We start from the raw sequence: 24,669 nt of genomic DNA, 5'->3' as shown, positions 1-24,669 counted from the left end.
GTGAAAAAGGTCATGCCCATTCCCGCGGACCGTCGCTGTCGAGTGCGCGGTCGAGGTAGAAGGCCGCGCTGATCAGCGCTAAGTGGCTGAAGCCTTGCGGGAAATTGCCAAGGAAGCTGCCGTCTTGCGCGATCTCCTCGGCGAACAGGCCGAGATGGTTGCCGTGCGCGAGGAGCTTCTCGAAGTTCAGCCGTGCCTCGTCGAGCCGCCCTGCCCGTGCGAGACATTCGACGTACCAGAACGAGCAGGCGACGAACGTCCCCTCCTGCCCCGGCAAGCCGTCGTCGATCCGGTAGCGATAGACCTGCCCGTCGTCGGACAGGTCCTCGCCGATCGCCTCCAGCGTCGCGAGCCACTTTGGGTCGGTCGCGCCGACGAAGCGGACCAACGGCATCATCAGCAGCGCGCCATCCACCGCCAGATCTTCGGGCGCATCGCCGATCGCGCGGACGAAGCGGCCGAGATCGTCATTCCAGAAGTTCGCCCAAATATCGTCGTGGATCGCCGTCCGCGTCTCCGACCAGCGGACCAGCGGCGCGGGGAGCGAACGCTTCTGCGCGAGCCGCACCGCGCGATCGACCGCGACCCAGCTCATCAGGCGCGAATGGAGATAATGCTTGTTCGGCCCGCGGACCTCCCAGATGCCAGAGTCCGGCGTGTCCCACGTCTCGCAGACCTGATCGACGATCCGCCCGATCGCAACCCAGGAATCATGCGCGATCGGCTCGCCATATTTGCTGCCGAGATATGTCGCGTCGAGCAGTGCGCCGTAGATGTCGTGCTGCGTCTGATCCTTCGCCTCGTTGCCGACGACGATCGGCGTCGCGCCCTCGAACCCGGCGAGGTCGAGCTTGCGTTCGTCGGCGATCTCACCGCCGTCGAGCGCGTACATGACGCCGAGATGGCCCTTCGAACACGCCTGCGCGCGGTCCATCGCCCAGTGGAGGAAGCCGACCGCCTCACCCTGATAACCCAGTCGCAGCAAGGCGTAGACGGTGAACGAAGAGTCGCGGATCCAAGTCGCGCGGTAATCCCAGTTGCGCACGCCGCCGGGCGCTTCGGGCAGGCCGAACGTCGCCGCGGCGGCGATCGAGCCGTGCTTGCGCGAGGTCAGCAGCTTCAACGCCATCGCCGAGCGCTCGACGGTCTCGCGCCAGCGGCCACGGTAGCGCGACTTGCGGCTCCACGCGCGCCAATACGCGATGTCCTTCTCGACGATCGCATCAAGCGCTTCGGTATCGAGCGAGACGTCGTCGGGGTTGCTGAGGATCAGCGAGACGGTGTCGCCTTCGTTGAGATGGATCTCGGCGGTCAGGTCGCAGCCATCTGCTACGAGGGTCGCTGCGCCGTGAACCGCCAGCGCGAGGCCGCTCTCGTGATCGAACCGCCCGCGCGACACGTCGACGCCGGTGGTCGTGACCGAGGCCTTGCGTCCCATTACGCCATAGTCGAACCGCGGCGCACAGCGGACGCGGACCGTCGCCGACCCACGCGTGCAGGTCAGCCGACGAACGAGCCGCGACGGCGCGTCATCGGCATCGTTGCCGACCGGCATCAGGTCGACCAGATCGACGCTCGCCGCGTTCGCCATCCAGCGGGTTAGCAGGATGTTGGTCTCGGGCAGGTACATCTGGACGATGTTCGCATCGGGCAGGTCGGGCTCGACCGAGAAATGGCCGCCCTTCTCGCCGTCGAGCAGCCGCGCGAACACCGACGCGCTGTCGAGGCACGGCCAGCAGAGATAGTCGATCGTGCCCGCCGTATCGACCAGCGCGATCGTCTCCAGGTTACCGATCGCGCCGTGATCCGCGATCGATATGGCGTGCTTATCCCCAAGGTCAGCCATTATCGCGGAAGCCGGGATACAGGCTCATGCCGCCATCGATCGTCAGCGTCGAACCGACGATATAGTCCGCAGCGTCCGACACCAGGAACAGCGCGGCGCGCGCGACGTCTTCCGGATCGCCGATCCGGCCATAGGGGATCAGCTCGAGCAGCTTGTCCTGGTCGGCGGTCGCGTCCTCGTTGATCTCGGTCGCGATCGCGCCGGGGGCGATGCCGTTCACGCGGATGCGGTCGCCGGCGACCTCCTGCGCGAGCGTCCGCATCAACATCCCGCTGCCGCCCTTCGACGCGGCGTAGTTGGCGTGGCCTGCCCAGGGGATGACCTCGTGCACCGAATTCATGAACAGGATTTGCCCGATCGACCGGCTGAACCCGCGGTCGCCCTGCTTGCGGAACCGGCGCACGGCTTCGCGCGAGACGAGGAACTGCCCGGTCAGATTGACGTCGATGACGCGTTTCCAGTCCTCCAGCGTAAGGTCGGCATAGGCCGCGTCCTTCTGCATGCCGGCATTGGCGAAGACGATATCGACGCCGCCGAAACGCTCGACCGTCTCGTCGAACAGTTTCAACACCGCAGCCTCGTCTGAGGTATCGGCTTCGCACGCGAACGCTTCGCCGCCCGCCTGCTCGATCGCCTCGACCACTTCGCGCGCCTTGTCCGCGCTGCTGTTGTAGTTGACCGCGACCTTCGCGCCGGCCTTGGCAAAGGCGATGGCGGAGGCGCGGCCGAGTCCCGAACTCGCGCCGGTAACGATCGCGGCCTGGCCCGTCAGGTCGATGTGCATGGCTAATCTTTCGCTGGGGGATATCGCTGCTCAACGCGCCCCTGCGAAAGTTTATCCCTCCGCTCCCCATCGACCAGCCGGCGCTATGCGTCTGAACCCGCTCGGCGTTTTGCCGCCAACCTTTGGTTAACGGTTAGCGGGCATGATCGCGGGAGCGAAGGGATCGGACCAATGGCACGCCAACAGGATATTTTCACGCTGGTCGGCAACCGGATGCGCGCGCCTGCGCCCTGCGAGATCGAGTATCCAGCCTTTGAGCGGCCACCGATCGCGGACTTGATCCGGCGTATCGACCAGGCACTCGAGGCTCGTCGAGCAGCCTGACCCCAGTCGTCCGCCTTATCAGTCGTCCGCCCCTCAGTCGTCCGCCTCGTCGGACTGGCTCAACATGCTTGCATACATCTCCGCCGCACGCCGTTCGCGTGGATCCTTGAAGGCGAGGTGCGGCGCAGGCGCCTCGCCAGTCGCGCGAAGAACGGTCCATAACGCAAACCGCCGCCCCGACTCCCGCTCGGTCCCGAATGCGAGCGAGAGGCGGTCCCGCCCTGCCTGCAGTGCATCGGGATCGAGGGTGTCGATATCGGTCGTGCCGAAAAAATGATGCGAGATTGCGTCGAGGTCCATGCGATCGTCATGCCGTCGGCGCTGCCTTCGCGCAACACGTAGAGCCGCTCGCCTGCCCAGATAGCGCAGGTGTTGCGAACCGACCGTGCACCGCCTAGATGCGCTCACCGACTGACTTGGAAGAGTGTCCGAGTGGTTTAAGGAACTGGTCTTGAAAACCAGCGAGGGTGCAAGCCCTCCGTGGGTTCGAATCCCACCTCTTCCGCCAAGTCAGCATTATCCGGAAGACCGCGCGGGAAACACGATCGCCGGATGATCGGGTTGCCAGGGCACAAACCGGACCATCGCGCGCGCGAATAGCGGCGAGCTCAGGAAATCGGCCAGCCAGCGTTGCAGATCGGCAAACGGCAGCGCGTCGAAATACGCCCGGTCGGTTTCGGCGAACTGCCGGACGAACGGGAGTATCGCGAGATCGACGGTCGATCGCCGTTCCCCGCCCAACGCCGAGCTTCTGCCAAGCCGGGCATCGAGCCGTTGTAGGAACCGGTTCGCCTCGGCCCGGTGGTCGGTCGGATCGTCGGGATACCGATCGGCATATTTGTAGCGATCCAGATGGTGCTTGAACGCCCCGTCGTTGTCGGCAACCCGCGCCGCGTCGTCGGGCGTCATCCAACCGGCGTCACCGCTTTCGACCGATGCCCATCGCATGATATCGAGGCTCTCGTCGATAACCCGGCCGTCTGGCAGCACCAGCACCGGAACCGTAGCCTTGGCCGATACCGCGAGCATTGCCGCCGGCTTGGCCCGTAACGCCACTTCGCGAAGTTCGACCTCCACTCCGGCGATCAGCAGCGCGAGGCGTGCGCGCATCGCAAAGGGGCAGCGGCGGAAGCTGTACAGGATCGGTGCGGTCATCTGCCAGCGTGTACCTGATCTGGCGGGCATGATCACCGTCGCTCTGCGGGCCCGTCGGTCCCCGCCAGCCGGTCCTGATCGCCGTGCACCAATCGACCAATGATCTACATGAGAAGCCGCGCGTTGTCGTCGAATGATACAGCCAGGCAACCCGGTAGACGAAACAGGAACGCTGATCCGGGAGGGCGGTGCATTTCTATTGCAGCGTGATTCCGGTGGTCGATACCATCTCCAACTCGGCCGTATGCCGGTCGATCATGTCCAGAAACGAGTCCGTATAATCGGGGTGGAAATTGCGCCGGATTTGATCTGCGTCGACGGTGTATCGAGCGCGTGATCGTCACTGATCGAAAGAATTTCGTCGCCAAATTTTGTCCCGAATAGTGTCGATTATTTCATAACGTCGTGTCTTTTCATTCTGTTGCGCACGTTGTAGTCACGCCCCCGCCGGGGGGCCGTAGAGACAAGGACCGAGTGTGACCGATACATTGAACGCCGTTGAACTGGCCGCGGAACTGACCGCAGCGTGGCTCGCGAATCCGAACACTCGTACGTCGGCCGACGACGTTCCTGCGTTTCTGCTCTCGATGCATGCTGCCGTGGTCAAGCTGACCGATGGCACCGATACCGATGTTGAGGCCGCCCCCGCGCAGAACTACGAGCCCGCCGTCACGGCGCGCAAGTCGCTTGCTTCGCCCGATCACATCATCTCGATGCTCGACGGCAAGAAGTACAAGACGCTGCGCCGCCACCTCACCACCAACGGCCTGACCCCCGAGCAGTACCGCGAGCGGTTCAACCTCAAGCCCGACTATCCGATGGTCGCCGCGAACTATTCGGAAGCGCGTCGCGCGATGGCGAAGTCGATCGGTCTGGGCCGCAAGGCTGGCAGCACCGTCGAGAAGGCTGCCGACTCCGCGGTCAAGACGGTCCGCAAGAGCGGCAAGGCTGCACTCGATGCTGCCAAGAAGACGCTCGGCAACGAAGAGTGATCGTACGCGGGGAAGATCGCTGATCTTCCCCGCATCGGTCGGGATCGCCTACACGCCGGGCAAAGCCAGCCGCAAGTTGGTCTTGGCCAGTTCGACGACTTCGTCGCCGCGCCCGTTGAGGATCGCCTTGGCCATGTACAGGCTGAAGCCCTTCGCCTGCTCCGCCTTGATCGATGGCGGCATCAGCAGTTCGTAGGACGCCGTCTTTACCGACACGAGCGCCGGACCGTCATGCGCCAAGGCCTCGCGCAACGCGCTTTCGAGATCCGCCGACTCGGTGACGTTAATCCCGAGGATCCCCGAAGCCTGCGCGATCATCGCGAAATCCGGGTTCTCCAGCTTCACGTTCACGTCGAGGAAGCCGCCGGCCTTCTGCTCGAGCGCGACGAAGCCGAGTTCGCCATTGTCGACGATCACGATCTTCACCGGCAGATTGAGCTGCTTCAGCGTCAGCAGGTCGCCCATCGACATCGCGAACCCGCCATCGCCCGACAGCGAGATCACCTGACGACCCGGACAGGCCGCCTGCGCGCCGATCGCCTGCGCCAGCGCGTTCGCCATCGATCCGTGATTGGCGGAGAACAGCAGCCGACGCTGGCCGTTGACGGTGATGTAGCGACACGCCCAAGCGGTCGGCGTGCCGACATCAGCGGAGATGATCGCGTCGTCCGCCGCCAGATCGCTCAAGACCTTGGCGAGATATTGCGGATGGATCGGGCGCCCCGGCTTGGACGGCGTCGCGAGATCGTCGAGCCCCTTGCGAGCGCTGGCATAATGTTTGCGCGCCGCCTCGATGAAGGTGCGATCGGTCCGTCGCGTCAACCGCGGCAACAGCGCGGCCAGCGTCTCGCCGACATCGCCGACGATCCCGAGTGCCAACGGCGCACGCTTGCCGAGCTGCGACGGATCGCGGTCGACCTGGACGATCTTCGCGTCCTTCGGATAGAAATTGCGATACGGAAAGTCGGTGCCGAGCATCAGCAGCAGGTCGCCATTCTCCATCGCCTGATAGCCCGATGAGAAGCCGATCAGGCCGGTCATGCCGACGTCGAATGGATTGTCCCACTCGACATGCTCCTTGCCGCGCAGGGCATGGACCACCGGCGCGCCAAGCGTGTCCGCCAATGCGACGACGGCGTCATGCTGCCCCGCACAGCCCGCGCCGGCCAGGATCGTCACCGTCTTGGCCTCGTCGAGCAACGTCACCAGCGTATCGATATCGCCCGCATTGGGCACGATCCGCGGTGGATTGAGCCGAGGGAATGTCCCGCTCGCCCCCTTCGGCGCATCGAGCAGCGCGACATCGCCCGGAACGACGATCACCGCGACGCCACGCTTGCCGATCGCCGTGCGCATCGCCCGGTGCATCACCTCGGGCATCTGCGCGGGGTTGGTAACAAGCTCGACGAAGTGGCTGCATTCGCGGAAGAGTTCCTGCGGATGCGTTTCCTGGAAATAGCCGAGGCCGATCTCCGACGACGGGATATGCGCGGCGATCGCCAGCACCGGCACGTGGTTCCGGTGGCAGTCGAACAGGCCGTTGATGAGATGCAGGTTGCCCGGCCCACAACTGCCCGCACATACCGCAAGCTCACCGGTGATCGCGGCTTCGGCGCCCGCGGCGAAGGCGGCCACCTCCTCGTGACGGGTCATCATCCAGTCGATCTTGCCCATCTTCCGAAGCGTCTCGTTGAGCCCGTTGAGGCTGTCCCCGGTAACCCCCCAGATCCGCTTCACGCCGGCATCGGCGAGCGTGAGTGCCATGATATCCGCGATCGTATGAGCCATTGCGCGCTGTTTCCCATGTGATGACCCGCAGGCTTTTCCGTGACCGCTCGTCGACGGGCCTATGCGGTGGTCATCAACGCAAAGCGTCGCCGACGCGATCGGTTCCGTGTGAGCGCGGATCTAACCTAGCGCAAGATCTCCAGCGTCGCCCGGACGACCCTAGGTGTTGCGAAACGGACACGCGGAGATCGTTAAATCGACCTGTCGAAAGGGGCCGACCCGGAATTACCGGCTAGACATCAAACCGTCACTGAAACGTCGCTGCCCGGTAACCTGCCGCGTCGATGGGCGCTGAGAGCGCTGCGTCATGGCAGCGCAGGGGACCATTATGAACCGTCTATCCGGCCTTCTCGCCAGTGTTGCCGTGCTCGCGATCGCCGCACCTGCCGTCGCACAGACCACCGCCGATGCTTCGGCTCCGGTCGCGCAAGCCGATCAGGCGGTGCCGGGCGATAACGCGGGCGCCGACGGTTCGCAGGGCACCCCCGCCGACATCGTCGTGCTCGGCTTCGGCCAGAGTCGCCAGGTGCAGAGCGTCAGCGCGGTCGACCTCGCGCGGCTCACCCCCGGTTCGAGTCCGTTGAAGGCGATCGAGAAGCTGCCAGGCGTCAATTTCCAGGCGTCCGACCCGTTCGGCGCGTATGAATGGGCGGTCCGCATATCGCTGCGCGGATTCAACCAGAACCAGCTTGGCTTCACGCTCGACGGCGTACCGCTCGGCGACATGAGCTACGGCAACGTCAACGGCCTCCACATCAGCCGCGCGATCATCTCCGAGAACGTCGCGCGCACCGAAGTCGCGCAGGGCGCCGGCGCGCTCGGCACCGCCTCGACCAGCAACCTCGGCGGCACGATCCAGTTCTTCAGCGATAAGCCGAGGGACACGCTCAACGTCACGGGCGGCGGCACCTATGGCTCCGACAACACGTATCGCGGCTATGCCCGGCTCGACACCGGCGATCTCGGCGGCGGCCTCAAGGGCTATCTGAGCTATGGCTACCTCACCACCGACAAGTGGAAAGGCGACGGCGTCCAGCGCCAACACCAGGCGAACGGCAAGATCGTCAAGGATCTAGGCAGCTTCGGCAGCCTGTCGGCGTTCGTGAACTTCTCGGATCGTCGCGAGCAGGACTACCAGGATCTGAGCTACGACATCATCCGCCGTCGTGGCCTGCGCAACGACAACATCGCCGATAACTACCCGCTCGCGCTGCAGATCGGCAAGACCTACCAGAACCAGGCGGCACTGGCCTCCTACACCAAGGCGAACAACGGCTCGTCGGTCGGCTTCGTCGCGCCGTGGGCCGGGGTCGGCACGACCTTCCCGACCGGGTTCGGCACGGTCGACGACGCCTATTTCGATGCCGGTGGCGTGCGGCGCGATTATCTCGGTGGCGTGACGCTAAACGCGAACCTGACGCCCGAACTGACGATGGTCACGACCGGCTATTACCACGACAACAAGGGCCAGGGATCGTGGATCACGCCCTATTCGCCAACTGCGGCGGGTGCGCTGAACCAGGACGGCAGCGCGATCACCGCGCCCAGCCCGCTCGGCTTCCGCACGACCGAGTACAGCATCAAGCGCGGCGGGGCGCTCAGCAACATCGCCTATGAGACGGGCGCGAACACCGTCGAGGTCGGCGGCTGGCTCGAGACCAACACCTTCACGCAGGCGCGGCGCTTCTACGGGATGACCGACAGTGCGACCCCGAACCGCGACGTGCTCGAGTTCCAGAAGAACCCCTATGCAACGCAGTGGGACGGCAAATACGGCACCGATGCGATGCAGTATCATGTCGAGGATACGCTGAAGCTCGCCGGCGATCGGCTGATCGTCAACGCCGGGTGGAAGGGCGCCTATGTCGTCAACAGCGCGACGATGCTGCCCGACACGACCTCCCCGCTCGCGGTCGGTCGCATCTCGGCGAAGGACTGGTTCCAGCCACAGGCGGGCATCCTGTTCAAGCTGACCCCGGCGGCGGAAATCTTCGCGGACTATACCGAGAACATGCGCGCGTTCGTCTCGTCGGCGACAACCGGGCCCTTCGCCGCGACTCAAGCGGGCTTCAACGCCGTCCGTGGGCGCCTCAAGCCCGAGCGCTCGAAGACCGCGGAAGGCGGCGTCCGCCTGCACAGCGGCCCGTTCCAGGCATCGGCAGTCGGCTATTATGTCGACTTCTCGAACCGCTTGCTCGCGTTTGCGAACGGCGTCGGCATCCTCGGCAACGCGCCGACGCTCAACAACGCGGGTAGCGTGCGGACCTACGGCGCCGAAGTCTCGGCCAATTACCGCGTGTTCCGCCCGCTCTCGTTGTTCGCCAGCTACTCCTACACCAACGCGGAATACCAGGACACCGTCACCGACGCCTCGGGCTCGGTCCAGGTCCGCAAGGGCGATACCGTCGTCGACACGCCCAAGCACATGGTCAAGGGCGAGATCGTGCTCGAACAGTCGGGCTTCACCGGCCGGGTCGGCGCGGACTATATGAGCAAGCGCTACTTCACCTACCTCAACGACCAGTCGGTGCCGAGCCGCGTTCTGGTCGACGCCAGCATCGGCTATCGGTTCGAGGGCGACGGCCCGCTGCACGGCGTCGCGATCGAGGGCAACGTCACCAACCTGACCAACAAGAAGTATATCGCGACGGTCGGCTCGAACGGCTTCACCGCAAGTGGCGACAACCAGACTTTGCTCGCCGGCGCGCCGCGGCAGTTCTTCGTGTCGCTGAAGAAGGGCTTCTGAGTAGGCGGATGGGCTCGTGCGACCGTCAGGCGGTCAGCACGAGCCCGTCATAGCCGGGCTCGACCCCGCTGGGCAGTTCATCGCGCAACGTCGCGTAATCCATCGTGTTATCCATATGGATTAGTGCGGTCCGCTTCGGCGTCAGGCGGTCAACCCAGCCGAGCACCGCTGACAACTCCATGTGTGTAGGATGTGGTCGCCGGCGCAGTGCATCGACCACCCAGATATCCAGATCTTGATACAGGCTGGCCATATCGTCCGTCATCACGTTGAAATCGGTCGCATATCCGATCGACGTGCCGCCGGCATCGAAGCGCAGGCCGGCAGCGTGGATGCTGCCGTGCGGCTGATCGGTCACGCGGATGTCGATCCCGCCGATCCGCAATCGGTCCGGCAAGACCTCCGCATCGATCGTCGGTGGATAGCCGGGACGACCGTGAAACGCATAGGTGAAGCGCGCATCGAGCGCTGCCAGCGTGAACGGCCGCGCATAGCCGCGGACCGGCGTTCCCATCGCGTGGAAGAGTTGCCGCACGTCGTCGATGCCGTGGCAATGATCGGCATGGTCGTGCGTCCAGAGTATCGCATCGACCCGGTCGATATCAGCCGCCAGCAACTGCTCGCGCATGTCGGGACTGGTGTCGATCAGGATCCGGGTGCCGTCATGCTCGACCAGCGCGGAGGCGCGGGTGCGGCGGTTGCGCGGTTCGGTCGGGTCGCACTCGCCCCAGTCGTTGCCGATCCTCGGCACACCGGAGGATGTGCCCGAACCGAGGATCGTGATCTTCATGCTGCGACGGCTCCCGACGCTCGCGTCTTGGCGAACAGCGCGTGGAAGTTCTCCGCGGTACGACGCGACAATTCCTCGACATTTTCGCCGCGCAGATCCGCCAGGAACTGCGCAGTATCCGCGACGAAGCCGGGTTCGCCGGTCTTGCCCCGATGCGGCACCGGCGCGAGGAACGGCGCGTCGGTCTCGATCAGCAGCCGCTCGATCGGCAGGCGTGCCGCGGTTTCCTGGAGGTCACGCGCGTTCTTGAACGTCACGATCCCCGAAATCGAGATATAAAGTCCCATATCCAACGCCTTGTCGGCAAAAGCTCCGCTCGCGGTGAAGCAGTGGATCACGCCCGGATAGGCCCCCTTCGCCATCTCCTCCGCCATGATCGCCGCCGTATCGTCCTCGGCATCGCGGGTGTGGACGACGATCGGCAGCCCGGTCTCGCGCGAGGCAGAGATATGCGCGCGGAAGCTCGCCTGCTGGCGCGCGCGGTCCGAGGTATCACGGAAGTAATCGAGTCCAGTCTCGCCAAGCCCGACGACGCGCGGATGCGCCGCACGCGCGATCAGCTTGGCCGCGTCGACGTCCGGATAGGTATCCGCCTCGTTGGGATGGATACCGATCGTCGCCCACACGTCCGGCTCGCGCTCGGCGGTGGCGACGATATCGTCCCACTCGCTCTCACGCGTCGAGATGTTGAGCATCGCCGTCACGCCGCGGGCCCGAGCGCGCGCAAGGACCGCCTGCTGGTCCTCGACGAGGCCCTTGTAGTTCAGGTGGCAATGGCTGTCGGCGAGCATCAGGCCTCCGCGGGTATTTCGAGACGGGGAAACACGGGCGATGGCGGCGCGATCCGGAAGTCCGATGCGGCGATCCGGTCGTACCAGCCGTCATCGTCGATCGCGGCATGGTCGCGCTCGGTCGCGCCGATCTGGTCGAGCACCTTGCCAGCGGACTCGGGCACGACCGGCAGGATCGCGATCGCGAGCATGCGGATTGCGCGGACTAGCGTGCGGAGCACTGCGTTCATCCGCTCGGGATCGGTCTTGCGCAACGCCCAGGGCGCCTGCACGTCGATATACTGGTTGCAGGCGAACACGCCGCGCATCCACGCCTCGATGCCCTGCGACAGCGCGAGATCGGTGAAGCCCGACTTGAACCCGGCGCAGGCGACGACGACCTCCTCGATCAGTATCCCGTCGGCATCCTGGACCGTACCCGCGGTGGGAAACTCGCCACCCAAGTTCTTGGCGATGAACGACAAGGTGCGCTGCGCAAGGTTGCCGAAGCTGTTCGCCAGCTCAGCATTCACGCGCATCACGATCGCCTCGGGGGAGTAGCTGCCGTCCTGCCCGAAGCTGACCTCGCGGAGGAAGAAATAGCGCAGCGCATCGACGCCGTAGGCATCCGCGAGCGCCATCGGATCGACCACGTTGCCGACCGACTTCGACATTTTCTCGCCGCGGGTGAGCAGGAAGCCGTGGCCGAACACGCTCTTGGGCAGCGGGATGCCCGCCGACAGCAGGAACGCCGGCCAGTAGACCGCGTGGAAACGGACGATGTCCTTGCCGATCAGATGGATATCCGCCGGCCAGTATTTTGCCTTGTCGCCGGTCATGTCGGGATAGCCGATCCCGGTCAGGTAATTGGTAAGCGCATCGACCCACACATACATGACGTGCCCCGGACTGCCCGGCACCGGCACGCCCCAGTCGAAGCTGGTGCGCGAGACCGACAGATCCTTCAGGCCCCCCTCGACGAAGCGCATCACCTCGTTGCGACGGCTTTCGGGCCGGATGAAATCGGGGTTGGCCGCGTAGAGATCAAGGAGCGGCTGCTGATATTTCGACAGGCGGAAGAACCACGTCTCCTCCGCGGTCCACTCGACCGGGGTGCCTTGCGGCGAGCGGCGATCGTCGCCCTCCCCGGTCAGTTCGGATTCGTCGTAGAATGCCTCGTCGCGGACCGAATACCAGCCCTCGTAGCGATCGAGATACAGATCGCCCGCATCCGCCATCGCCTGCCAGATCGCCGAGCTCGCGGCATAATGATCCTCGTCGACGGTGCGGATGAAGCGGTCATACGAGATGCCAAGACGGTCGGCCATCGCATGGAAATACGACGACATTTCATTGGCGAGGTCGCGCACGGGCATGTCCCGGTCGCGCGCGGCCTGGACCATCTTGAGACCATGCTCGTCGGTTCCGGTCTGGAAGAGCACGTCGCGGCCCGCCTGGCGCTGGAAACGCGCGATCGCGTCGGCGGCGACCATCTCGTAGGCGTGACCGATATGCGGACGGCCGTTGGGATAGTGGATTGCGGTGGTGATATAGAAAGGATCGGCCATGCCGCGCTCCTAGAGCATCGCCCCGGTGAGGTGAAGCCTGTGCGGCCCGATCACTGGCGTAATGTCGCGACGATCCCCGCCATCTCGAACACGGTCGCCTGCGCATCGAGCGACAAGCCGATCGCCGCGCCCGCGAGGTCGCGTGCCGCGGCGTGCGCGTCGAGTGCGGACCGGAGCGCTGGCCCCGACCGCGTCCGCGCGGCGTCGGCGATGAATGCGGGCGCACGGTCGAGAAATGCCTCGTACCGCGGTTGCGCTGCCTTGAGCCCAAGCGCCTTGGCAAGCTTCAGTCGGCGCCCGTTGTCGCGGTCGCCGTCCTGCGCGATCGCGGCAATGGCATCGTCGATCGCCGCGATGTCGAGCCCGGCATACCGCAGCGCGCGGCCGGGCGCGCCGTCGCTCGCGCGAACCAGCGCGGCAACCTCGCCCTCGTCCGCATCGGGCTGCAACGTCCGGATCGCGGTCGCGACCTCGCCGTCCGAGAGCGCCTCGAACCGCAACAACCGGCAGCGCGAGCGGATCGTCGGCAGCAACCGTCCCGGCGCATGACTGACCAACAGGAATATCGTCCCGGCCGGCGGTTCCTCGAGGTTCTTGAGCAGCGCATTCGCCCCGCCCCGCTCCAGATCGTCGATCGCGTCGATCACCACGACGCGCCGCGGGCTCATCGACGGCGTCGTCGCGAACAGCGGTTGCAGCGTCCGCACCTGCGCGATCGTGATGCTGCGCGCGAGATCCTGGTCGGGCTTCTCCGGATCTTTCGGCAGTCGCGCAAGCACGCGGAAATCAGGATGCGACCCGGCCTCCATCAGCGACCGCGTCCGGTTCCCCTCGGGAACCTCCAACCCGGTCGACCCGCCATCGGGATCGGCCGCATCCGCCAGCATCCGCATGGCTGCGGCGCGCGCGAAACTCGCCTTGCCGACACCCTGCGGTCCGGCGATCAGCCATGCGTGATGCAACGACCCGCCGCGCATCGCCGCCATGAAGGCGGCCTGCGCGGCGGAGTTGCCGATGATTGGCGTCATGCCGGCAACGCCGTCGGCGCCGCGGTCATCAGCCGAAAAAGCCGGTCAGTCCTGCCCATGCACGCCCGAAGAAGCCGGCGACCGCAACGTCCTTCTCGGCGACCAGCGGCATCGTCTGCTGGAGACCGTCCGAGGTCGTCACGACGAGATCGGCGACATGCTGGCCCGCCTTGATCGGCGCCTTGATCGGCCCCTGATAGACGACCTTCGCGGTCATGGTCGGCGAGGTGCCGGCGGGCAACGTCACGGTCAGCGCCTTGGGTGCGACGAGGCCGACCGACGCGCTGTCGCCCATCTGGACGGCTGCGGTCTCAACCTTCTTGCCCTTCGCGACGATCGGCTTCGACTGCCACGCACGGAAGCCCCATTCCATGAACCGCACCGACTCTTCCGCACGCTGGCCCGCGCTCGTCAGGCCAGCGACGACCATCACCAGGCGACGGCCGTTCTGGATCGCGGAGCCGGTGAAGCCATAGCCGGCCTCCTCGGTGTGGCCGGTCTTCAGGCCATCGGCACCAGCGACGCGACCGAGGATCGGATCGCGGTTCGCCTGGGTGATGGCGCTGCCGCCCATCGTCTTGCCCCAGGTGAAGTCACGCTTCGAATAGAATTGCTTGTAAAGATCGGGATAGTTGGTGATTGTCGCCGCGGCGAGCTTGGCGAGATCGTGCGCGGTGACATAGGTGACGCCGTTGTCGGGCCAGCCGTTCGCGGTGCCGAAATGGCTGTCCTTGAGCCCCAGTTCGGCGGCCTTGCGGTTCATCCGCTCGGTGAACGCCTGCTCCGACCCCGAGATGCCCTCGGCGAGCACGATGCACGCGTCATTGCCCGACAGCGTGACGATCCCGTACAGCAGATTGGCAACGCTGACGTTCTCACCCGACGACAGGAACATCGTCGAACCCGCGGACGGACCATGCCATTTCGCCCAGGTCTCGGGACGTACCGGCATCATCTGGTCGAGCTTCAACTCGCCCTTCTTGACCATGTCGAACGCGACATAGACGGTCATCATCTTGGCGAGCGAGGCCGGCGGCATGCGGCGATCCGCATCGCGCGCGAACAGCACGGCGCCCGACGAGAGGTCCTCCATATAGGCGATCGGCGCCGCGGTCTGGAACTGCGGCGCGGCGGCGATGGACGGGTGCGCCAGCGCAATGGCGACGAGCGGTGCGACGATCAGCTTCTTCATGGGGTATTCCGTGAGCAAAAGGGCGGTCCGTGGGCAGGATGTGATGCAGGTCATAGCCGCGCCCGGCGACCGCGTCACGTATCCGTTGCGCGCAAATTCCTAGCGTTCGACAGCGTCGGCAAGCAGCCCGACCGACAGCGCGTAGAAATTCGAGCAGTTGTAATCGAGGATCACGCGGTAGTTGCTGGTCAGCAGATACGCGGTCGCCCCCTGCCCGTCCGGCTCGAGCAACGTCGCCATCACGCTGTCCGCGGGCAGGCCGCGACCCTGCGGCGAGATCCCCAGCGCACGCCATTCGGCGATCGTCCGCCAGCCGCTATGCCGCTCGAACACGCGCGGGCAGCGCGGCGAGACGAGCCGGTTACGCACCTGCGACCGGTCGAACCCCGCGGGCACGTTGACCGCGACACCCCAGGGCTGACCCGCACGCCAGCCCGCATCGACGAAATAATTGCCGATCGACGCCAGCGTGTCCGCCGGGCTGTTCCAGATATCCGCACGGCCGTCGCCATCGCCGTCGCGCGCCAGACGCAGATAGATCGACGGCAGGAATTGCGGGTTGCCGGTCGCCCCTGCCCAGCTCCCCTTCAGCTGGTCGCGCGTCACGCCGCGATCGAGCATTTTCAGCCCGGCGATGAACTCGCCCGCGAACAGCGATCGCCGCCGGCCTTCATAGGCAAGGCTGGCGAGCGAGCGGAGCAGATCGAAATTGCCGGTATAGCTACCGTAATTCGTCTCATGCCCCCAGATCGCGACCATGATCGATTCGGGCACGCCCGTCGTCTGCTCGATCCGCTGCAACCGCGAGCGCTGCGCCTGATAGGTCTGGCGACCGCGCGCGATCCGCGCCGCATCGACATGCTGCGTCCGATACGGTGCGAACGCCGGCACCGCGCTGGGGTTGGAAGCCCCCGGCTGCTGGCGATCGAGATCGATCACCCGCTGGTTGAGCGTCAGGCCGGGAAACACCGCATCCGCGGTCCGCGTGCTGACCCCCTCGGCAAGCGCCTGCTGCCGGAGCGCGATCATATAGGCCTGAAACCCGGCATCGTCCTGCGCCCGTGCCGGACTGCTGCCGGCCAGCATGGCGACGACGCCGATCACGAGATTGCGCAGCCGCACGGTTTTCGATGTCCCACCCATTCGAAGGCTCTGCCACAGACGTGCCGCGATCGGAACCTCGCATCGTCGCACCGGGCGCACGCACGACCGTACCGCCATCTTCCGTGATGCTTTGCCCTCGGTCTTTCATCACGAAGAACACGAAGCCGCTTGCCATCCGGCGAAGGCTGCGGCTAAGGGCCGTCGCAGTCGGGGAGTGGCGCAGGCTGGTAGCGCACCTGGTTTGGGACCAGGGGGTCGCAGGTTCGAATCCTGTCTCCCCGACCATCTGCCGGTGCGGTTTCGACCGCACCGGTATGGATATCGGTCTTTACACCGACACCCTCACCATTCGACACCGATCTTGCCGAAATGCTCGCCGCTCGTCTCGAACGCGAAGGCGTCCGCGAGCGTGTCGAGCGAGAAGCGACGATCGATGACCGGACGGATGCCGGTCGCGTCGAGCGCGCGGACGAACGCCTGTTGATCGGCGCGACTGCCGACGATCAGCCCTTGCAGCCGCGCCTGCTTCGCCATCAATGCCGCGGTCGGCACGTCGCCGCCACGCCCCGTCAGCACGCCGATCAGCGAAATATGTCCACCGATCCGTACCGCCGCGATCGATTGCGCCAGCGTCGCCGGTCCACCGACCTCGACCACGTGATCGACCCCGCGGCCACCGGTCCACGCGGCGACCTTGTGGCCCCAATCCTGGTTCTCGCGGTAGTTGAGCGTGAAGTCCGCACCGAGCGCCTTGGCTCGCGCCAGCTTGGCATCCGACGATGAGGTGATCGCGACGATCGCGCCCATCGCCTTGGCGATCTGCAATGCCCAGATCGAGACGCCGCCGGTGCCGAGCAGCAACACCGTGTCGCCCGCCTTCAACCCGCCGTCGACGACCAGCGCGCGCCACGCGGTGAGCCCCGCAGTCGTGATCGTCGCCGCCTCGACCGAGTCATAGCCGCGCGGCGCGAGCGTAAACGCGGTCGCGGGGAGGACGACATGCTCTTGCGCGAACCCGTCGATTCCATCGCCCGGCGTGCGGCTGAAGTCGCCGATCGTCGGCGGACCGGCCTGCCAATCGGGGAAGAAGCACGACACGACGTGATCACCGACCGCGAACTCGGTCACGCCGTCACCGACGCGCTCGACGATGCCGGCCCCGTCGGACAACGGCACACGGCCGTCCTCGCTCGGCATCTTGCCAGTGACGACGCCGAGATCGTGGAAATTGAGCGAACTGCCGTGGATCGCCACCCGGATCATGCCGGGGCCGGGATCGCCCGGATCGGCGCGCTCGTCCGACCGGAGCGTATCGAGGCCCACCGGGGACCGCAGCGTTATGACCTTCATCGCAAACTCCTCATCTGCGGATCACAACGCCCCGGTCCCCCAAACTCTCCCGTCCGGGCTTACTGCGCCTTCAGATACCGGTCGAACCATCCGACCGATCGTTTGCGGACGTCGGCGGCATTGGCGGGGGCGCGGATGCCGTGGCCTTCGTCGGGATAGATCACCAGGCTGGTCGGTACCCCCAACTCCTTCAGCGCGTGCCAATATTCGATCGACTGGGTCGGCGGCACCTCGATGTCGCGCTCCCCGACATAGATGAAGGTCGGCGTCTTCGCCTGCTTGATGAAGCTGATCGCGGACACCGCACGATAGGCCTCGGGATCGTCATAGGCGGACTTGCCGAAGAACGGGATCATCCACTGGTCGATGCCGTTGGTGCCGTAATAGCTGATCCAGTTCGACAGCCCGGCGCCCGCGACGATCGCCTTGAAGCGATTGGTCTGCGTGTTCGCCCACATCGACATGAACCCGCCATAGCTGCCTCCGGTAAGCCCGAGGCGCGCATCGTCGACCGGCGCGATCTTCTCGACCGCGTCGATCCCGGCGAGGATATCGCGCAGGTCGCCGCCGCCGAAATCGCGGCGGTTGGCGGCGGTGAACGCCTCGCCCTGGCCATAGCTGCCGCGCGGGTTGGGCATGAACACGTAATAGCCCGCGTCGAGCAGCGCCGCCGGCCCCGATCCGCTACCGACATAGCTGGGCGTATTCGCCGCCGACGGACCGCCATGGACGATCGTGACCATCGCCGCTTTCCGCGCAGGGGCGGCCGATTTGGGGGCGAGCAGCCAGCCCTGGACGTCGAGCCCGTCATTCTTCCACGTCACGCTGCGCGCGGACGCGTTCGCCGGGAGCGCATCATTGTCATGCGTGATCTGGCGGGGTTTCGCTATCGGGCCTGCGAAGATCGCCGGGCCGTGCGTGAAATCCTGCACGGCGGTGGCGACGATCCGGCCGTCCGCACTATAGGCGGCCTTGCCCTCGCCCGCCGCGAAGCTTGCCGGGCGGCTCCAGCTGACCAATGTCTTGCCGGTCGGATCGAGCGTCGCGATCTCGGCCGCGTCGCCGTGCAGGCGGACCGCGCGCAGGCCACCGCCGGTCCAGTCGAGCGAGGTCACCGTCGCCTTCGCGCCCTTGGTCCGGTTGACGGGCACGCCGCCGGCAACCGGCACGGTCCAGACATCGCCGCCGATCGAGCCGAAATCGCTCATGAGGCCACCGATATACGCGACCGTGCGGCCATCGGGCGACACGCGTGGCATGTTGAGCTGCGTCGTCGGCTTGGCGATCGTGCGGACGGTGCCGGTGTCCGCATCGACCGCGTCGAGCGTCGCCACCCACCAATTGTTGTCGCCATTGCCGGGTGCGCTCGTGACGACGAAGCCGCGCCCGTCGGGGGTCCAGTCATATTCGTAGATATAACGATCGGCCGGCGACACCGGCTTGACCGTGCCGGCCGCGAGATCGACGATCGCGAGACGTTGCTCGTCGCTAGTCTCGCCGATCTCGCCGACCTGACGCACGCCGGCCTGCGTCGCGCCGGCTTCCTTGGCCGCGCCGAAGGTCACGAGCAGCGCCAACCGCTTACCGTCGGGCGAGAAGCGCGGTGCCTGGGCGATGCCGTCGATCGCCGCGACCTGCCGTGCGCCGCTGGCATCCGCCAGCATCACCAGCGCGCGGGATTTGCCTGCCTCGCGCGCTAGGAAGGCGATCCGGCCATCGGTCGCAAAGGTCGGCGCGCCGTAGCTGCACGTCGCGCAAACATCGATCGTCTGGACGATGCCGCCGTCCGACACGCGCCGCACGACGATTGCTGCATGCGTGGGCGCGACGGGTTCGATGCTGGCGAGACGGTCCCCCTTCGGCGCGAGCGCGAGCGCACCATATTGATGCACCGGCGCCTGCGCGAACGCCGGCGTCGCGACGAGCAGCGCTGCGATGGCAAACCTGCGCATCACTTCGCGCCCGCCGTCAGACCACGATCTTCGAGCATCGGGCCGATATCCGGGTCCTTGCCGTAGAACGCCTTGAACATCGGACCGTAATCCTCGGTATGCCCCTTTGACAGGATCATGTCGCGGAAGCGCTGGCCGTTCGCGCGCGTCAGCCCGCCATGCGCCATGAACCACGCATACGCGTCGTTATCGAGCATCTGCGTCCACAGATACGCATAGTATCCCGCCGCATAGCCACCCGCCCAGATGTGCGCGAAATAGCTGGTGCGATAGCGCGGCGGCACGTCCTTCGTGTCGAGGCCCATCGAATTCAGCGCCTTGGTCTCGAACGCATCGACGTCCTGCAGCCCGGCCGAGGCTGGCAGCGAATGCCAGTCCTGATCGAGCGTCGCCGCCGCGACCAGTTCGCCCAGCTCATAGCCTTGGTTGAACTTCGCCGCGTTCTTGATCTTGGTGACGAGCGCCTGCGGCATCACCGCACCGGTGCGGTAATCCTTGGCATAGTTCGCGAAAACCTTGGGATCGAGCGCCCAATGCTCGTTGAACTGCGACGGGAACTCCACCCAGTCGCGCGCGGTGTTGGTGCCCGACACGAGCGGATAGGTCTGGTTCGCGAACAGCCCGTGCAGCGCATGGCCGAATTCGTGGAACATCGTCGTCACGTCGTCGAACGTGATCAGCGCGGGCTGGCCCGGCGCGGGCTTGGTGAAGTTGCCGACGTTATAGACGACCGGCTTGGTCTTCAGCAGCTTCGACTGGCCGACGAAGTTCGACATCCACGCGCCACCCGCCTTGTTGTCGCGCTTCCAGTAATCGAAATACATCAGGCCGAGCTCGGAGCCGTCCTTGTCGTAGACGGTGAACACGCGGATATCCGGCTGATAGGTCGGAATATCGCGGCGTTCCTTGAAGGTGACGCCGTAAAGCTGGTTCGCCGCGAAGAACACGCCGTCGGTCAGCACGCGCGAAATCTCGAAATACGGCTTCAGCTCATTCTGATCGAGGTCGTACTTGGCTTTGCGCACCTTGTCCGAATAGAAATCCCAGTCCGACGGCGCGAGCGGGAACGACGCGCCGGTCGCGTCGATCGTCTTCTGCAACTCGGCCGCCTCGCGACGCTGCTCCGCCGCGGTCGCGGGAACGAGCTGGGTCATGAACCCCTTCGCCGCCGCCGGGGTCTTCGCCATCTGGTCGTACAGCGAATAGGCGGCATAGTTCGGATAGCCGAGCAACTGCGCCTTCTGCGCGCGCAACTGCGCGATCGTCCGGATCAGCGTGCGCGTATCGTTCGCGTCGCCGCGCTGCGACCGGTTCCAGCTCTTCTCGAACAGCGCCGCTCGGGTCGCGCGATCGGAGAGCGAGGCGAGCGCGGGCTGCTGCGTCGTATTCTGGAGCGACAGCACGTACTTGCCGGGCATCCCCCGCTCCTTCGCGCCCTCCGCCGCCGCCGCGATCTCGGCATCGCTCAGCCCGGCGAGCTTGGCCTTGTCGTCGACCACGAGCGCGCCCGCCTTGGTCCCGGCAAGCAGCTTCTGCTGGAAGTCGGTCGTCGCGGTCGAGATCTGCGTGTTGAGCAGCCGCAGCTTCGCCTTGTCGGCGTCGTTCAACTGCGCGCCGGCGTGGAGGAAGTCGCTGTGGTAGATTTCGAGGACCTGCTTCTGCTCGGCATCGAGACCGAGCGAGTCCTTCTTCGCGTACAGCGCCTGGACGCGCGCGAAGAGCTTGGGATCGAGATAGATCGCATCGCTGTGCTGCGCGAGCTTGGGCGCCACCGCACTACGGACCTTGTCGAGTGCATCGTTGGTGTTCGCCTGCGACACGCCGAAGAACGCCTGGCTCGCGCGGTCGAGCGTCCGGCCCGAGCGCTCCATCGCCTCGATCGTGTTGGCGAAGGTCGGCGCCGCGGGGTTGTTCGCGATCGCCTTCATCTCGACGATCTGTTCCGCCATGCCCTGCTCGAGCGCGGGCTGGTAGTCGGTGTCCTTGATCTGGTCGAAGCGCGGCGCCTGGAACGGCAGCGTGCTGGGGACGGTCAGCGGATTGACGCGACCGCCCTGCGCCTGGGCGGCGGCGCTGACGAAGCAGCACAGAATGGCGGCGGAACGAAGCAAGGTGGAACGCGGCATCGGTGACTCTCTACGACAGGAGTGATGACGCTCTTGTTGCATGGAGCGCCAAGGCGTTACAATGTCTCATTATTGATTGTGCGGCGGCGCCCGTCGCAGCGTGATCCGTGTCATCTCGGCCGGGCGACCGAGCCGCAGCGCGAAGCCCGGCCACAAGCCGGTGCCGTTGCTGACGTACAGCGTCATGCGGTCGACGTCGTAGCGACCCGAGACGAAGCCGCCATTGGCCAGCGCGAAGATCCGATCGAAGCCGCGGATCATCCCGCCATGCGTGTGCCCCGACAATTGCAGCGCGACACCGCGCGCCGCCGCCTGCCGCGCCATCTTCGGCTGGTGATCGAGCAGCACGACGGGGGCGGACTTGGGAGCGCCGGCCAATGCGGCGCCAAGATCCGGTCCCGCCTGCCCGACCGCGGGCGCGGACAGATCGGTCACGCCGGCGATCACCAGCCGCGCATCGCCGCGCGCGAGCAGCATATGCGCGTTGGGCAGCATGCGGATGCCCATCCCCGTCAGATGCCGCATCCATGCGGCGTAATCGAAGAAATATTCGTGATTGCCGGGGATCGCGTAGACGCCGTCGGGCGCACGCAGCTCGGCGAGCGGCGCAACGTCCGCACGCCGCATCGCCACCGATCCGTCGATGAAGTCGCCGGTCACCACGATCAGATCGCCCTCCGACGCATTCGCCCGGTCGACGACCTTCCGCGCCCACGCCGCCGGAAACAGCCGGCTGATATGCAGATCGGTGAGCTGCAACAGCCGATAGCCATCGAACTGCGGCGGCAAGTCGCGGATCGCAACCTCGACATCCACCACCGGCGGCACGCGGATCGCGTTGGCGACGCCGATCGCCGCGAGCAAAGCGGCGAGTGCAGCGATCGCATAGCGCACACCGTCGGGGACGACCGTGCCGCGCTGGACGATCAGCATCACCAGCGTACCGAGATCGACGAGGATCTGCAGGAGCGCGAGCAACAGGATCGCCCCGAACGCCCAGTTGAATGCGATGACGATCGCGCGGGGGAATTCGGGTGCGAACACCGATCCTGACGAGAGCCGGCTCCACGAATGATATTGCGAGGCGAGCAGCAACAGCACCGCGACGCCGAGCTTGACCGGGATCGCCAGCGACAGCGGCCAGAGCCATCGGCCGATCACGTACAGGCACGGCAGCGAAAAGATCAGCTGAAAGATCGGATTGGTCCTTTGGCGGCGCGCCCCGTGGACCGAGGACGGCGCGCCTCGATAACGCCGGACAGCCGCCTTCGCTGCAACTTTCTGCTTACCAATCCTCCCCCGCAAGGGGGAGGTGGATCGGGTAGCGAGACAGAGGGGGAGGACACGGAACAGCGGTAAACCCTTACCGCCCCCTCCGTCTGGCAAGCGCCAGCCACCTCCCCCTAGCGGGGGAGGATGAAGACACTACCGAGAATACACCCCGATCAGCGCCCGCCGCAGCATCCGATCCTCCAGCGAGAAATACAGCGCGATTCGGTCGCCCTCGATCACCGTCGACGCGGCGAACGCGATATCGGTCGCCTCGCGGCTGAGCGCGGGCGGCGGCACCAGCATCGGCTCGATCCCGCGCCCGGTCACGTGCGTGAACGCCGGATCGAAGCTGATCCAGCCGATCCGCCAGCGCGCATCATGCGTCGCGCCGTTATAGAACATCACCGGATCCCGGTCGCCGACCTGGATGATCGGCCCGGTCGACAGATGCCAGTTATCCCAGCTGTCCTCGCGAATCCCGAACGGGTCGGGCAGGACGGTCCACGGGCCCTTCGCGGTCGGTGCGCTGGCCATGCCGATCCGAGACGCCTCGTTCGCGGCATATTCGTAGAACAGCCGCCAGTCGCCCGCCGCGGTCTGCGCCAGCGTCGCCTCCTTGATGTTACCCTCGCCCGGTGGCGCCTTGAGCACCAGGTCCTCCTTCGCCAGCGCGGTGAGCTCGCGCCCCGCCGCGAGGATCATCGAGCCCTGCGCACGCGCCGCATCGACGCCGGTATAATAGACCAGATATTCGCGACCGGTGACGAGCACGGTCGGATCCTCGCACCCGCCGAGATCGGCAGGCCCCGGTCCCGGCACTATCGCCAGCCCCGGATCCATCTGGAAATGCAGCCCGTCCCTGCTCGCCCCGCCGGCGATGATCCCGGTCGGATCATGCGCCCCAAGCGGATGCGGCACGCCGCGGATCATCACGCGGTACAGCTCGCCTTCCTTCCAGACGAACGGACTCATCAGGTCCATCCCGTCGATCGGCGACGCCGCCGAGATCGTCACGGTGTCGAGCTGCTCGACGACATAACTCAGCATCGGATCAGGCCCCCTGTGCGACGGTCAGCGACAGCGCACCGTCGATCGTCACGGTCGTACCGGTGATATAATCCGCCGCCGGCGACAGCAGGAACACGACCAGCGCAGCGACCTCGTCGGGCCGCCCCGCACGCTTCCACGGGATCGCCGCTTCCTTCGCCGCCAGTTCCTCCGGATGATCGAGCGCGGACTGGTTCATCGGCGTCAGGATCATCCCCGGCGCGACGCCGTTGACCGCGATCCCCTTCGGCGCGAGTTCGAGCGCGAGCGTCGCGGTCAGCTGCGACAGGCCACCCTTGGCCGAATCGTAATCGACCCCGCCGGGCCGCGGCGCGCGTTCGTGGATCGACGAGATGTTGACGATCCGCCCCTTCGCCGCCTTCGCCTCCAGAGCGCGCACCATCCGCCGGCAGGTCAGGAACGGCCCGTACAGATCCGATCGGATCACCCGGTCGAATTGCGCCAACTCCATATCGACCAGATTGACCCCGGTCATGTTGAGCCCCGCCGAATTCACCAGCAAGTCGACCGTGCCGAACGCCTTTTCGGCGGTGGCAAAGAGCTGTTCGACCGCCGCCTCGTCGCCGACATTGGTCTGCACTGCGATCGCGCGACCCTTACCGATCGATGCGCAGACCGCGTTCGCCGCCGCGACATCCTTGAAATAGGTGATCACGACGCGCGCACCGGCATCGCCCAACGCCTTGGCGCAGGCCGCGCCGATCCCCGATTCCCCACCCGTGACGATCGCGACCCGTTGCTCGAACATGGCTATTCCTGACGTCTGTTTTCTCACCCCGTCGCAAGCGCTCAACCGCGCCGCGGTGCAAATGAA

At 65.8% G+C, this 24,669-nt stretch carries 21 protein-coding genes and 2 tRNA genes; 6 read left to right on the top strand and 17 right to left on the bottom strand.

Annotation, left to right across the window (positions count from 1 at the left end; genetic code table 11):
* Positions 1-10 precede the first annotated feature (10 nt).
* Together U1763_RS01425 and U1763_RS01420 are read right to left on the bottom strand one after the other, a co-directional pair.
* On the bottom strand, positions 11-1,846 hold the full coding sequence (locus U1763_RS01425; protein ID WP_332753793.1) for a glycoside hydrolase family 15 protein: 1,836 nt from the start codon (positions 1,844-1,846) through the stop codon (positions 11-13).
* Positions 1,839-2,630: a glucose 1-dehydrogenase gene (locus U1763_RS01420; protein ID WP_332753792.1), complete on the bottom strand. Its 792-nt coding sequence runs from the start codon at positions 2,628-2,630 to the stop codon at positions 1,839-1,841. Before U1763_RS01420 ends, U1763_RS01425 begins: the two co-directional genes overlap by 8 nt.
* Before the next feature lie 171 nt (positions 2,631-2,801).
* Between U1763_RS01420 and U1763_RS01415 the strand changes: the two genes are divergently transcribed.
* A complete protein-coding gene (locus U1763_RS01415) occupies positions 2,802-2,954 on the top strand; it encodes a hypothetical protein (protein ID WP_165886423.1) in 153 nt (50 codons plus the stop codon).
* A gap of 33 nt (positions 2,955-2,987) precedes the next feature.
* On the opposite strand, the gene U1763_RS01410 is transcribed toward U1763_RS01415, so the two are convergent.
* On the bottom strand, positions 2,988-3,254 hold the full coding sequence (locus U1763_RS01410) for a hypothetical protein (protein WP_132734113.1): 267 nt from the start codon (positions 3,252-3,254) through the stop codon (positions 2,988-2,990).
* A 118-nt stretch (positions 3,255-3,372) separates the two neighbouring features.
* Here U1763_RS01410 and U1763_RS01405 point away from each other — a divergent pair.
* Positions 3,373-3,462, top strand: a tRNA-Ser gene (locus U1763_RS01405).
* A gap of 8 nt (positions 3,463-3,470) precedes the next feature.
* Here U1763_RS01405 and U1763_RS01400 read toward each other — a convergent pair.
* Entirely contained in the window at positions 3,471-4,109 is a 639-nt protein-coding gene (locus U1763_RS01400) for a glutathione S-transferase (protein WP_332753791.1), read from the bottom strand.
* Positions 4,110-4,242: 133 nt separating this feature from the next.
* Between U1763_RS01400 and U1763_RS01395 the strand changes: the two genes are divergently transcribed.
* Together U1763_RS01395 and U1763_RS01390 are read left to right on the top strand one after the other, a co-directional pair.
* Positions 4,243-4,446 carry a DUF5818 domain-containing protein gene (locus U1763_RS01395; protein WP_332753790.1) on the top strand — a complete coding sequence of 68 codons (204 nt, stop codon included), beginning with the start codon at positions 4,243-4,245 and terminating at the stop codon, positions 4,444-4,446.
* Between the two features lie 139 nt (positions 4,447-4,585).
* Positions 4,586-5,101, top strand: coding sequence for a Ros/MucR family transcriptional regulator (locus U1763_RS01390; protein ID WP_132734119.1), 516 nt, complete (start codon positions 4,586-4,588; stop codon positions 5,099-5,101).
* Positions 5,102-5,149: 48 nt separating this feature from the next.
* Here U1763_RS01390 and poxB read toward each other — a convergent pair whose 3' ends face one another.
* On the bottom strand, positions 5,150-6,889 hold the full coding sequence (gene poxB, locus U1763_RS01385) for a ubiquinone-dependent pyruvate dehydrogenase (protein WP_332753789.1): 1,740 nt from the start codon (positions 6,887-6,889) through the stop codon (positions 5,150-5,152).
* Between the two features lie 328 nt (positions 6,890-7,217).
* Between poxB and U1763_RS01380 the strand changes: the two genes are divergently transcribed.
* Positions 7,218-9,635 carry a TonB-dependent receptor domain-containing protein gene (locus U1763_RS01380; RefSeq protein ID WP_332753788.1) on the top strand — a complete coding sequence of 806 codons (2,418 nt, stop codon included), beginning with the start codon at positions 7,218-7,220 and terminating at the stop codon, positions 9,633-9,635.
* Between the two features lie 25 nt (positions 9,636-9,660).
* Here U1763_RS01380 and U1763_RS01375 read toward each other — a convergent pair whose 3' ends face one another.
* The 6 genes from U1763_RS01375 to U1763_RS01350 form a co-directional block, all read right to left on the bottom strand.
* A complete protein-coding gene (locus U1763_RS01375) occupies positions 9,661-10,425 on the bottom strand; it encodes an MBL fold metallo-hydrolase (protein WP_332753787.1) in 765 nt (254 codons plus the stop codon).
* On the bottom strand, positions 10,422-11,216 hold the full coding sequence (locus tag U1763_RS01370) for a TatD family hydrolase (RefSeq protein WP_332753786.1): 795 nt from the start codon (positions 11,214-11,216) through the stop codon (positions 10,422-10,424). Before U1763_RS01370 ends, U1763_RS01375 begins: the two co-directional genes overlap by 4 nt.
* Positions 11,216-12,763, bottom strand: coding sequence for a methionine--tRNA ligase (gene metG, locus U1763_RS01365; protein WP_332753785.1), 1,548 nt, complete (start codon positions 12,761-12,763; stop codon positions 11,216-11,218). The genes U1763_RS01370 and metG overlap by 1 nt, the downstream gene beginning before the upstream one ends.
* Positions 12,764-12,813: 50 nt before the next feature.
* The gene (locus U1763_RS01360) at positions 12,814-13,791 is read right to left on the bottom strand and encodes a DNA polymerase III delta subunit-related protein (protein ID WP_332753784.1); all 978 of its coding nucleotides are present in this window, start codon (positions 13,789-13,791) and stop codon (positions 12,814-12,816) included.
* 28 nt (positions 13,792-13,819) lie between these two features.
* Positions 13,820-14,983, bottom strand: coding sequence for a D-alanyl-D-alanine carboxypeptidase family protein (locus tag U1763_RS01355; protein ID WP_332753783.1), 1,164 nt, complete (start codon positions 14,981-14,983; stop codon positions 13,820-13,822).
* 99 nt (positions 14,984-15,082) lie between these two features.
* Positions 15,083-16,126: a lytic murein transglycosylase gene (locus U1763_RS01350; protein WP_332753782.1), complete on the bottom strand. Its 1,044-nt coding sequence runs from the start codon at positions 16,124-16,126 to the stop codon at positions 15,083-15,085.
* A 169-nt stretch (positions 16,127-16,295) separates the two neighbouring features.
* On the opposite strand from U1763_RS01350, the gene U1763_RS01345 reads away from it, so the two are divergent.
* A tRNA-Pro gene (locus U1763_RS01345) sits at positions 16,296-16,372 on the top strand.
* Between the two features lie 57 nt (positions 16,373-16,429).
* Here U1763_RS01345 and U1763_RS01340 read toward each other — a convergent pair.
* The 6 genes from U1763_RS01340 to U1763_RS01315 all read right to left on the bottom strand — a co-directional run bounded on the left by U1763_RS01340 (position 16,430) and on the right by U1763_RS01315 (position 24,603).
* A complete protein-coding gene (locus U1763_RS01340; RefSeq protein ID WP_332753781.1) occupies positions 16,430-17,437 on the bottom strand; it encodes a zinc-dependent alcohol dehydrogenase family protein in 1,008 nt (335 codons plus the stop codon).
* 59 nt (positions 17,438-17,496) lie between these two features.
* Complete coding sequence (locus tag U1763_RS01335; protein ID WP_332753780.1) at positions 17,497-19,389, bottom strand: S9 family peptidase; 1,893 nt, start codon at positions 19,387-19,389, stop codon at positions 17,497-17,499.
* Positions 19,389-21,515, bottom strand: a complete 2,127-nt coding sequence (locus U1763_RS01330) for a M3 family metallopeptidase (protein ID WP_332753779.1) — start codon at positions 21,513-21,515, stop codon at positions 19,389-19,391. The genes U1763_RS01335 and U1763_RS01330 overlap by 1 nt, the downstream gene beginning before the upstream one ends.
* A 69-nt stretch (positions 21,516-21,584) precedes the next feature.
* The gene (locus tag U1763_RS01325; RefSeq protein ID WP_332753778.1) at positions 21,585-22,676 is read right to left on the bottom strand and encodes a metallophosphoesterase; all 1,092 of its coding nucleotides are present in this window, start codon (positions 22,674-22,676) and stop codon (positions 21,585-21,587) included.
* Between the two features lie 264 nt (positions 22,677-22,940).
* Positions 22,941-23,834, bottom strand: coding sequence for a glycoside hydrolase family protein (locus tag U1763_RS01320; RefSeq protein ID WP_332753777.1), 894 nt, complete (start codon positions 23,832-23,834; stop codon positions 22,941-22,943).
* A 4-nt stretch (positions 23,835-23,838) separates the two neighbouring features.
* Positions 23,839-24,603: an SDR family NAD(P)-dependent oxidoreductase gene (locus tag U1763_RS01315; protein WP_132896391.1), complete on the bottom strand. Its 765-nt coding sequence runs from the start codon at positions 24,601-24,603 to the stop codon at positions 23,839-23,841.
* Positions 24,604-24,669 lie beyond the last annotated feature (66 nt).

This window comes from Sphingomonas sorbitolis (assembly GCF_036663875.1).
Classification (GTDB): domain Bacteria; phylum Pseudomonadota; class Alphaproteobacteria; order Sphingomonadales; family Sphingomonadaceae; genus Sphingomonas.
The sequence above is the reverse complement of the archived record's forward strand: the minus strand, read 5'-3'. Positions and strand labels throughout refer to the sequence as shown.